The organism is Methyloceanibacter sp. (assembly GCF_035650995.1).
Taxonomy (GTDB): domain Bacteria; phylum Pseudomonadota; class Alphaproteobacteria; order Rhizobiales; family Methyloligellaceae; genus Methyloceanibacter.
Genome location: NZ_DASRGO010000069.1, coordinates 1 through 9862, shown reverse-complemented (window position 1 = coordinate 9862; position 9862 = coordinate 1). Strand labels below are relative to the sequence as shown.

8 protein-coding genes and 2 tRNA genes are annotated in these 9862 nt (G+C 62.6%); 6 read left to right on the top strand and 4 right to left on the bottom strand.

Features of this window, described 5'->3' with window-relative positions; all coding sequences use genetic code 11:
- Window positions 1–302 precede the first annotated feature (302 nt).
- Entirely contained in the window at window positions 303–2480 is a 2178-nt protein-coding gene (locus VFB18_RS05765) for a hypothetical protein (protein WP_324972101.1), read from the top strand.
- A 566-nt stretch (window positions 2481–3046) separates the two neighbouring features.
- Here VFB18_RS05765 and VFB18_RS05760 read toward each other — a convergent pair.
- Window positions 3047–3120: transfer RNA gene (locus tag VFB18_RS05760), tRNA-Gln, on the bottom strand.
- A gap of 194 nt (window positions 3121–3314) precedes the next feature.
- Here VFB18_RS05760 and VFB18_RS05755 point away from each other — a divergent pair.
- Window positions 3315–3391 (top strand) — tRNA-Pro (locus VFB18_RS05755).
- 179 nt (window positions 3392–3570) lie between these two features.
- Window positions 3571–4485: an MBL fold metallo-hydrolase gene (locus VFB18_RS05750; RefSeq protein WP_324972098.1), complete on the top strand. Its 915-nt coding sequence runs from the start codon at window positions 3571–3573 to the stop codon at window positions 4483–4485.
- On the opposite strand, the gene VFB18_RS05745 is transcribed toward VFB18_RS05750, so the two are convergent.
- Together VFB18_RS05745 and pdxH are read right to left on the bottom strand one after the other, a co-directional pair.
- A complete protein-coding gene (locus VFB18_RS05745; protein WP_324972097.1) occupies window positions 4448–5347 on the bottom strand; it encodes a DUF1499 domain-containing protein in 900 nt (299 codons plus the stop codon). The genes VFB18_RS05750 and VFB18_RS05745 overlap by 38 nt on opposite strands.
- A gap of 78 nt (window positions 5348–5425) precedes the next feature.
- A complete protein-coding gene (pdxH, locus tag VFB18_RS05740; RefSeq protein ID WP_324972094.1) occupies window positions 5426–6061 on the bottom strand; it encodes a pyridoxamine 5'-phosphate oxidase in 636 nt (211 codons plus the stop codon).
- Between the two features lie 278 nt (window positions 6062–6339).
- On the opposite strand from pdxH, the gene VFB18_RS05735 reads away from it, so the two are divergent.
- Both VFB18_RS05735 and fabI read left to right on the top strand, forming a co-directional pair.
- Complete coding sequence (locus tag VFB18_RS05735) at window positions 6340–6648, top strand: RT0821/Lpp0805 family surface protein (protein ID WP_324972091.1); 309 nt, start codon at window positions 6340–6342, stop codon at window positions 6646–6648.
- Window positions 6649–6749: 101 nt separating this feature from the next.
- Entirely contained in the window at window positions 6750–7574 is an 825-nt protein-coding gene (gene fabI, locus VFB18_RS05730; RefSeq protein WP_324972088.1) for an enoyl-ACP reductase FabI, read from the top strand.
- Between the two features lie 44 nt (window positions 7575–7618).
- On the opposite strand, the gene VFB18_RS05725 is transcribed toward fabI, so the two are convergent.
- Window positions 7619–8005 (bottom strand): hypothetical protein, encoded by a 387-nt coding sequence (locus VFB18_RS05725; RefSeq protein ID WP_324972085.1) that lies wholly within the window; start codon window positions 8003–8005, stop codon window positions 7619–7621.
- 240 nt (window positions 8006–8245) lie between these two features.
- Here VFB18_RS05725 and aroC point away from each other — a divergent pair, with 240 nt between their 5' ends.
- The gene (aroC, locus tag VFB18_RS05720) at window positions 8246–9340 is read left to right on the top strand and encodes a chorismate synthase (RefSeq protein ID WP_324972082.1); all 1095 of its coding nucleotides are present in this window, start codon (window positions 8246–8248) and stop codon (window positions 9338–9340) included.
- The last annotated feature ends 522 nt before the right edge of the window (window positions 9341–9862 follow it).

Sequence of the window (9862 nt, the reverse complement as noted above, 5' to 3'; positions counted from 1 at the left end):
GGAATCGTACAGCCGACGATCTTCGGAGCGCTCTTGAGGAACTTCGCGGACGTGGTGTCGCACAACGCCATGGACGTCTCATTACACTTCAACCACAACCTGTTGCGCTTAGTTTAGCTGAACGCCAATGGCGCCAATGGGACCCGAAATTTTGGGATGAAATTCTGACGGGTTCTGTCCCTGCACATCTGCGCAGACGGGCGGCCGATCAGCTCTCTTTGCTAAACACTAAGCCGATCAGCAGTGAGGTCGTTCGCCACGTGTGCCGTTTTAATGGCCCCCTGGCGTCGCTGGAGGGCTTATTGAGCAAAGGCAATTCCGAGGTTCTTTCCTCGTTTGCGGAGGTGGACTCGGAGGCAGTCGTCACCTTGCTCGAGCGCGTTCTTGGCACGTTGGAACCGGCTGAGCTCAAGGATATCGAAGGCGACATTCGGCGCCATCTTGTATGGGCGCTCGAAAAGATAGCGTTCGTCGCAAACACGTTCGAGTGCGGCGCAGTATTGCTGCTGGACCTTGCTGTGGCTGAAAGCGAAGATTGGGGAAATAACGCGACCGGCCAGTTTAAGGCGCTTTTTCCTGCTCTGCTTGCAGACACAGAGGCCGGCCCCGAAGCGCGACTTCAGATCATCGACGACATAATAGCTAGGGGCGAAAGTTCGCGTCTCTCTGTCGTGGTGGATGCCCTGCTTGAGGGCGCGAAGACCACTTCTTTCTCACGGAGCGTCGGATCCGAATTCCACGGTAGCCGCCCTGCGCTCAGACCATGGACACCGAAGGTCTGGAAGGAAGCGTGGGACTACGTCACGGAGTGCGCGAACCGCCTAGCGAAACTAGCGACGCGATCCGATGAGGTGGGAGCTCGGGCGCGAGCTGGGCTCGGGCACCAGTTCCGCATGTTCGTCGCGCATGGCCTGATCGAGGATGTGGAGAAGTGGACGGTCAAAGTGGCTACTGCTCACCGCTATTGGCCGGAAGCGCTCGCATCGCTGGGCGATATCCTGCAGTATGACGTCGACAGTCTGCAGCCTGGTGTTGAAGCGCGTGTCAGGACTCTAATTAAAACATTAACCCCAAATGAACTCGCTGACCGAGTCCAATTTCTTGTAACGGAGATGCCCTGGGACTTTCCCGGCGACGAGAAACTCGATTTTGACACGAGGGGTAAGCGCCAAGTCGAAGCGGTTGACCACTTGGTTGCCGAGCTGCTGCGAGATGAGAAGGCACTCTTGCGATTCCTGCCGCAACTGAGCCGCGGTAACCAGCGCATGGCTTCGGAGTTTGGCCATTCTCTGGCAACGCGTGCGCGCGATCCGTTCTCCTGGCGCGGACCGCTCATGGCGGCGATCGAGGCCGTACCTGCCAAGGAAAGAAATTTCAGCCTGCTGGCTGGCTACTTCGCAAGGCTCGCGGAACGCGATCCAGCCGCATTCGAGGAGTTCAAGCAACAGGCGGCTGAATCAGCCGTCTTCGCTCCAGCATTGCCGCTTGTCTGCTGGAGTGCAGGTATCCGCGACAGCGACATAAGTCTCGTCTGCAAAGGACTCAAAGCAGGCTTAATCCCTACATTTCCGATGATGCAGTGGACGCTTGGAGGAAAGCTTGCGAAGCTGCGACCCGCTTCGGTAGCGCCCCTCTTCGACCAGATGCTCCGAATGGAGCAGCCATTTTATTCGATCGCGCTCGACCTCATGGGGATGTATGTGCACGGGCAGGCGGCGCGGCTGAATGAGCTGCGCCCCCAGTTGCGTCTTGCCGCTAGTTTCGTTGGGAAGCGGCAGAAAAAGCATCCCAGGTCGCAGATGGACGAGTATCACTTCAAAGAGCTCATGGAGTGGATCCTCTCCAAAGGAAGCCAAGACGCCGATGCAGGCGCCATCGCGATGACAATCGCTAAACAGCTAGTGGCCGACCCTTCGGACGACGGAGCAGACCTGATCAAGCCGCTATTGCGAATTCTCCTGGCCGATTTCGCGCAGACCGTATGGCCGCTGATAGGACAAGCCATTGTGAGTGATCGGAAGAAGGCTTGGCTCTTCGAACTCACTCTTGGGGATAGTCCGTCATTTGACGACAAGCCGAACCCACCGATTTTGGGTCTTCCGGAGGATATGCTGTTTGCCTGGTGCCACGCCCATCCTGATGCTGGCCCGGCCTTCGTCGCGCGCGTAGCTCCCGTTCTGACCAGTCGAAGCCCCGACGCTGTTGGTCGCGAGTTTCATCCGATCGTGAAGCGCCTTCTGAATGACTTTGGTAACCGCGACGATGTCTTGAACGCTCTATTCAGCAACATGCATACGTTCGGCTGGTCGGGCTCGCGCACCACCTATTACGCGCTCTATGAAGAGCCGCTTCGTGGCCTCGAGAATCATCCCATCGGAGCCGTGCGACGGTGGGCTAAGAAAATGTCGCTTCAGATGCGGCGTGCGGTTGATGCCGCGCGCGACGAGGATGAAGAGCAGCAGGTGCATTGGGGCGTGTAACTGGACAAGCGGAGCCACCGACTCGCGGGGACCTCAGCCAGCCGATCTCTCACGGTCATTAGCACTTGCCGCAAACGACAGCTGACAAGAAGATCATCGACCGGTAGGTCGACCATCTGCCCGATCGGCTAGTGTGACCCCCAAAACTAACCTACAGAGATAAATGGCGAGAAATTCCCCGCCGGCCAACTAAGTGTGCGTCTCTCGCCTTTCCTTCGGTAAAGCCATAGCCGTTTGGTGGCGCATTTCCGCGCTTCTTCTGCACTGTCCGAGGAAGGTGGGTAGGGAGGCAGAAAGCGCGCGACTAGGTGGCTGGGAGCATCGGATTCGAAGTTCGGATCACATCATGATGCTACGGTGATCGCGGGAACCATCTGCTACTCGGCTAGTGTGACCCCCGAAATTGGCCCGTAGAGATAAACCGGGAAGAAAGCCGCGTTCTACCGCCGAAACGCGCTCTCTCAGGTCACGCGAGACAGAACCACCGCCGATTGGTGGCGCAACTGCGGGCTTCTTGCCGACGCTTTGGCAAGTGTCGCGAGAGAGGCGAAAAACCCACGACTAGGTGGCTGGGGCGCTAGGATTCGAACCTAGGATCACGGGACCAAAACCCGTTGCCTTACCGCTTGGCCACGCCCCAATCGCTTCGCCGCTGCCGGCGGCCCCGAAACCCGCGGCCCATTCGACTAATACATATGGTGGTCGCAGCGGGCGAGCGAACGCCCTCCTACCAGCATCGGGCGCTCCGAGCAACGGATGGAGTGTTCTCTCGATCGTGGCGCCTTTTCTTGCGGCCTCCGCCCGACCCGTCTATATACGGGCACTTCCACCAGACGGAGTGTAGCGCAGCCTGGTAGCGCACCTGCTTCGGGAGCAGGGGGTCGGGAGTTCGAATCTCCCCACTCCGACCATTATTGCCAACTTTGGCCCGATCTCGCTCAAGCCGAGCCAAGCCTTTGCGACAGGCCATATTTTGCGCAAAAAGCGATGGGAAACTTAACGCTCTGATGAGGGCGGCGCTGCCCCCTCCCCTTCGCTCCGCTAGAATAGGCGCAAGGTTCGGCGAAAAGACCAACGCGGCTTTGGACCAATGTCGGCGGAGCTTGCCTTCAACCGCAACATCGATGTCGATTACGGCGTGCCCGAAGAGGTTGCGCCTTGCGTCCGACGCATCGTCGCCAACAATCCGGGGCCATACACCTTCCTCGGGACCAATTCCTATCTCGTCGGCACCGGCAGGGTCGCCGTCGTCGATCCGGGCCCCGAGGACAAAGCCCACCTCGAAGCGATCGCCAAGGCCGTCAAGGGCGAGCGTCTCACTCATATCCTGATTACTCATAGCCACCGGGACCATTGTGACGGAGCGCGCGCGCTGCAGGCGATGCTCGGCGGCGAGATCGCCTCGTTCGGCCCCACGGCGAGCCAGAGGGGCGCCGTTGCTCCGGGTCTAAGCTACGCCTTCGTCGATCCGGCCTTCGTGCCCGACCGCACGCTGACAGACGGCGACACGGTCAGGATCGGGACCCTCACGCTCGACGTGCTGCACATGCCGGGTCATGCGCCCGACCATCTCTGCTTCGCGCTGGTCGGCAAACGCACCGTGTTCACCGGCGATCACGTGATGGGTTGGAACACGACGGTGATCGCACCGCCCGAAGGCAACATGGCCGATTTTCTGGCGTCGCTCGAGCGCCTTATGCTGCGCCACGACAAGACGTTCTTGCCCGGGCATGGCGGACGCGTCCAGACGCCGCAACGGGTGGTCAAGGCCTATATCATGCACCGCAAATGGCGGGAGCAGACCATCCTCGCCTGTCTCGAAGACGGCATCGGCACAATCCCGCAGATCGTCGAGCGGCTCTATGGCTCGATCGATGCCGGGCTCAAGGACGCGGCGGCGCTCTCGGTGCTCGCCCATCTCGAGCATCTTGCCGCACGCGAGCTCGTCGCGGCATCAACGGGAAGCGTCAGTCTCCGGAGCGTCTTCGTTTCCCGGACTTCTTAGCGCGCTTCTTGATCGCCTGCGGCGGCGCCGCATCTTCCTTCTTAGGCTCGGCCTGCTCGAGCACCGTCTTCTCGCCCTTCTCGAGCGCGGCCGTGACCTCGGCGAACAGCTTGCCGATATATTTCGCGTTGGCGCCGAAGTCGTGCCTGCCATAGCGCGAGGCCGAGCGCACATCGATCTGCGCGTGCGCATCATCGCCCTTGACCTGGATGACGACGTCGTTGGTGTAGCCCATGATAAGGCTACGTGCGGTGGCTTCGATGCGGCCGACGCCGGTCTCGCCCGGCGGCTCGCTCACCACGATGGTCCAGCCGAGACGATCGACCGCCTCATGCACGATGCTGAACACCTCGGGCGCCGAGCGCTCGAGCTCCATGGGCTCGAGATCGGGATAGGCCGCATCCTGAGCGTCGATCTGCGCCTGATCGGGATCCTTCAGCGGATTGGCGTCCGCGGGCCGCATGGTGTTCAGCGTGGTGAACTCGAGCGGCTCTTCCGGGCTCGTCTGCACGTCGGTGAGCATCGGCAGTCTGGCCGCTTTAACAAGGTAGTACGCCGGCAAAGCAAGCCCGACGCAGGCGACGAAGATGGCCGCCACCGCATGACTCGCTCCGCTCTGGCCGCCGAACCAGATGCGCACGATCGAAAACACGGCAATGGCGATGGCGACGAGAAGGCCGGCGATCGATACAACGATGAGGTTGATCGCGGCAGGCGTGCCGAGCGAGGCGAAGCGGTGCAGCAAGACCGTGAGGATGAGGAGCTGCACGAAGAACAGCGCGATACGCCGCGCCCACGGCGCCTCGTGTGCCTCCTTGACCGTGTAGCGCGCGGTCGAGTACCGCGCCATCGAATAACTCACGTCGCAACCCTCGTAAGACTGCCCACTGCCCTCAAGTCTAACCGTTACGGCCAAGGAATGGCAGGTTTGTGGTAACCCTCAAGGATAGAGCCTCGTCTTGGACCAGGGCTCACCGGGCGAAGCGCGGCGGAAGACGATGCGGTCGTGCAGGCGGTAGGCGCCGCTTCGCCAGAACTCGATCTCAAGCGGGATGACGCGGTAGCCGCCCCAATAAGCGGGGCGCGGCACCTCGCCGGAGCCGAAGGCCTTGGTCAGGCGGGCAACCTCCTCTTCGAGCACGGCGCGGCTTGCAAGCGGCCGCGACTGAGCCGAGGCGCAAGCGCCGATCCGGCTGTCGCGGTGGCGTGTGGCGAAATAGGCATCGGCCTCGGCGTCGCTCGCTTGCTCGATCGGCCCTCTGATGCGGATCTGGCGCCCGAGGCTCTTCCAGTAGAACAGGAGGGCGGCCTTGGGATTGTGGGCAAGCTCGATGCCCTTGGCGCTTTCCTTGTTGGTATAAAAGACGAATCCTCGCTCGTCGGCGCCCTTCAAGAGAATCATCCGCAGGTTGGGAAGCCCGTCGGCATCGGCCGTGGCAACCGCCATGGCGTCGGGATCGATAGGCTCCGAGGCGGCCGCCTCCTTCAGCCACTCGGCGAACAGGGCAAAAGGGTCGTTTGCGTGCGTGAAATCAGCCATTTCGCGGGCTTGCGGGCCTGGTTTTTGATCCGTCATGGGTCGTGCTCTTGCTCACTGTCGACCAAGCAAAAATTTTGAGGCGGCATCCCGTCTCGGCACGGGCATTTACGTTTTCCTCACCCTGATAGGGCACCATTGGCTCTGTTGATAGTGGGCGCGGGGGGTTAAGCGATTCCCGCGTCGGAGTTAGGGGACGAGTGGTTATGCGTACGTTCCGTTCGAACGCTCCTATCATCATGGGGGCGGGCGCTCTCCTGGTATCGATTTTGGCGCCCGCCTCTCATCCTCTCAAGGCCGAGGAGAGAGGAGCGCAAATGACGACCGGGGCCGTCCCGGGGTCAAGCCTTAACGAGCTTCGCGGGAGACTGGATCAAAGCGACCGCCAGGCGGCCTACCAGGCCTTGGCGCTTGCGCTCGAGGAGCTTGGCGACGGGGTGACCCTCGTCTGGAAGCGACCCGAGCGCGGCCTCGTAGGCAAGATCAAACCGGTCTCGGCCTTCCGCGACGATAAAGGCCGCGTGTGCCGCCATGTGGTTTATTCGCTCTCGCTCGGAGGCTACCAGCGCGAGATCGAAGGCAACGCCTGCCGCGAGCCCGACGGCTCCTGGACGCTCGCCGGCTAAGGGACCTCTTTTGCCCCCGCTCCCGGTTCGGCAATTCGCCTTCCGGCCTGGAACCCGCCGCATTATAAAGCTCCCGCGAACAGCGAAGCGCGGGAGGGCTGATGGCGGAGAGCGGCACGTTAATGGCGGGAAAGCGCGGCGTCGTGTTCGGTGTCGCCAACAACCGCTCAATCGCCTGGGGCATCACCAAGGCCGTGACCAATCAGGGCGCCGAAGTGGCGCTCACCTATCAGGGCGATGCCATCAAGAAGCGGGTCGAGCCGCTCGCTCAGGAGATCGGCTCGAAGCTCGTGCTTCCTTGCGATGTCACTGACGAAGCTTCGGTCGAGGCGGTGTTCGCCGCGCTCGCCAAGGAATGGGGCACCATCGATTTCCTGGTCCACGCCGTCGCCTTCTCCGACAAGGAACAGCTCGACGGGCGCTATGTCGACACAACCGAGGAGAACTTCACGCAGACGCTGCTGATCTCCTGCTATTCGTTCACGGCGCTCGCCAGGCGCGCCGAGAAGCTCATGCCGAACGGCGGGTCGCTGCTCACCCTCACCTATTACGGCGCCGAGAAGGTGATGCCTCACTATAATGTGATGGGTGTCGCCAAGGCCGCGCTCGAGGCGAGCGTGCGATATCTCGCCGCCGATCTCGGCAAGGGGGCGATCCGCGTCAATGCCATCTCGGCGGGACCGATCAAGACGCTCGCAGCATCCGGCATCGCCGACTTCCGCTATATTCTCAAATGGAACGAGTACAACTCCCCGCTCAGGCGCACGGTGTCGATCGAGGACGTAGGCGCCGGCGCGCTCTATCTCCTCTCCGACCTCGGCCGCGGCGTTACCGGCGAAATCCTGCATATCGATGCCGGGTACCACGTGGTCGGCATGAAGAACGAAGACGCTCCCGATATTTCGGTGATGAAGGAGAAGGAGTAGCGTCCCGCCCCGTCAGGCGCGGGACGCTTGCCTTGCGTTGTCGTCTAGCCGACGCGGAACACGGCACCGCTCACCGAGCGCGGACGCTCGCGGACGCGGCCGCCGTCATTGCCGGAGCGGACGATCCACTCTCCGCCTGCGGTGCGTCCGGTGATCAGGCCGACATGGTGCGGCCACACCACGACGGCCCCAACCTGCGGCCCCGAAGGATGCCCCCAATGGACCCAGTTCCGCGCGAGGTTATATTCAGGGCCCCCACCCAATTGCGTCCTCATCCACCAGCCGCACCAGCGCCCGGGCCGTGGACCCACATTGTGCGAAGCCACCGAATGACGGCCCCCGTACCCACGGGCCTCAGCAGGAACGATCGGCAGAAGCGCCGACAGGACCAGAATCGTGACGGTGATGAAAAACGCATGCGCAGCACGCATTCGACTTGCTCCATTTCTTGGTTGTGGAAGGTTTGGAGGGCCGGCGAAGTCTCGGCCGGCCCGCGCTAGGCGCGCTGAGCTAACATGCGGAAGAATCAGACGAAAAATCGTATCAGCCGAGGCGATTGAGGGACGATTTCAAGGCCCGGTGGTGCCAATGAAGGGTGCAACCGAGTCCAAATCGTACGGCCCGGTTTGACCCTTCACCCCCCCTCAACTAGAAGCGGCTAGAGACCTTCCATGTCCTACAACAGCTTCGGCCTTCTCTTCCGCATCACCACCTGGGGCGAGAGCCACGGGCCGGCCATCGGCTGCGTGGTCGATGGCTGTCCGCCCGGCATCCCGCTCACCGAGGCCGACATCCAGGTCTATCTCGACAAGCGGAGACCCGGCCAATCGCGCTTCACCACGCAGCGCCAGGAGCCTGATCAGGTGCGCATCCTCTCCGGCGTGTTCACCGACGAGGCGACGGGCGCGCAGGTGACCACCGGCACGCCGATTTCGCTCGAGATCGCCAATGTCGACGCGCGCTCGAAGGACTACGGAGACATCAAGGACAAGTTCCGCCCCGGCCACGCCGACTACACCTATTTCGCCAAATATGGGGTGCGCGATTGGCGCGGGTCGGGCCGGGCTTCCGCGCGCGAGACAGCGTGCCGCGTCGCGGCGGGCGCCATCGCCCGCAAGGTGGTGCCGGGCATGCGCGTGCGCGGCGCGCTCGTCCAGATCGGCCCGCACAAGATCGATCGCGCCAACTGGCGGTGGGAGGAAGTCGACAACAATCCCTTCTTCTGCCCCGACCCCAAGGCGGTGGAAGTCTGGACCAAGTTTCTCGACGAGGTGCGGAAAGCGGGCTCCTCGACCGGCGCCGTCATCGAGATCGTGGCCGACGGGGTGCCCGCGGGTCTCGGCGCGCCGGTCTACGGCAAGCTCGATCAGGACATTGCGAGCGGACTCATGAGCATCAACGCGGTGAAGGGCGTGGAGATCGGCGCGGGCTTCGCCGCGGCCGCCATGTCGGGCGAGGAGAACGCCGACGAGATGCGCAATCGGCCGCCGGGGTGGCCCGTGTTCAAATCGAACAACGCCGGCGGCATCCTCGGCGGCATCTCGACGGGGCAGCCGGTGGTTGCGCGCTTTGCGGTCAAGCCGACTTCGTCGATCCTCACGCCGCGCGAGACGGTCGACACCAAGGGCAACGAGACCGAGGTCTCGACCAAGGGCCGCCACGACCCTTGTGTCGGCATCCGCGCCGTGCCGATCGGAGAGGCCATGGTCGCGATCGTGCTCGCCGACCACTACCTCCGTCATCGCGGCCAGACCGGCAAGGGCTAGCCACCAACCTGACCGCCCGAGCGGAGCGGAGAGTTCGTTACAGCGTTCAGGCAAGATTCAGCGCCTCGCCGCGTCGACGCGCGAGGTCATGTCAATGAGCCGTAGGGTGGGCGAAGCCCACCATCATTCAGCGTGGGCAAACGTTCCGTTGCCCACCCGACCCCCTGAGGGGGTGGCGCGCCGAAAAGCGCAAACCTATGGTATCCGCATCTCCTTTTGGGAGAGGCGGCGGGCGCCTTTCGGCGCGCCAGCAAGCGCTAAAGTAGCGAAGCGGTAGCGCATCAAAAGAATCCGCCTTCGCCTCGCATGCCGTCACGCATGCTTATTTCGCGGCGTTCTCACTACGGCACCGGGCCCCGCTTTCTCCTTTGCATCCAGCCGCTGCCGAAGGCCGACGGGCCCGGTAACGCATGACGCAAAGTCGTCAGCCAGCTCCTGGCAGGACCTCTTATTGGGTCCGGGGGGAGCTCCGTTGCCGCCCGAGCGCTCCGTTGCGACGAAGCCCGCAGGCGCCGCACCCCG

Bases quoted from the DNA above. Each gene is read 5' to 3' on its own strand.
- fabI (WP_324972088.1), top strand. From the start codon at position 6,750: ATGGCGGAGAGCGGCACGTTAATGGCGGGAAAGCGCGGCGTCGTGTTC.
- VFB18_RS05735 (WP_324972091.1), top strand. From the start codon at position 6,340: ATGACGACCGGGGCCGTCCCGGGGTCAAGCCTTAACGAGCTTCGCGGG.
- VFB18_RS05750 (WP_324972098.1), top strand. From the start codon at position 3,571: ATGTCGGCGGAGCTTGCCTTCAACCGCAACATCGATGTCGATTACGGC.
- VFB18_RS05725 (WP_324972085.1), bottom strand. From the start codon at position 8,005: ATGCGTGCTGCGCATGCGTTTTTCATCACCGTCACGATTCTGGTCCTG.
- aroC (WP_324972082.1), top strand. From the start codon at position 8,246: ATGTCCTACAACAGCTTCGGCCTTCTCTTCCGCATCACCACCTGGGGC.
- pdxH (WP_324972094.1), bottom strand. From the start codon at position 6,061: ATGACGGATCAAAAACCAGGCCCGCAAGCCCGCGAAATGGCTGATTTC.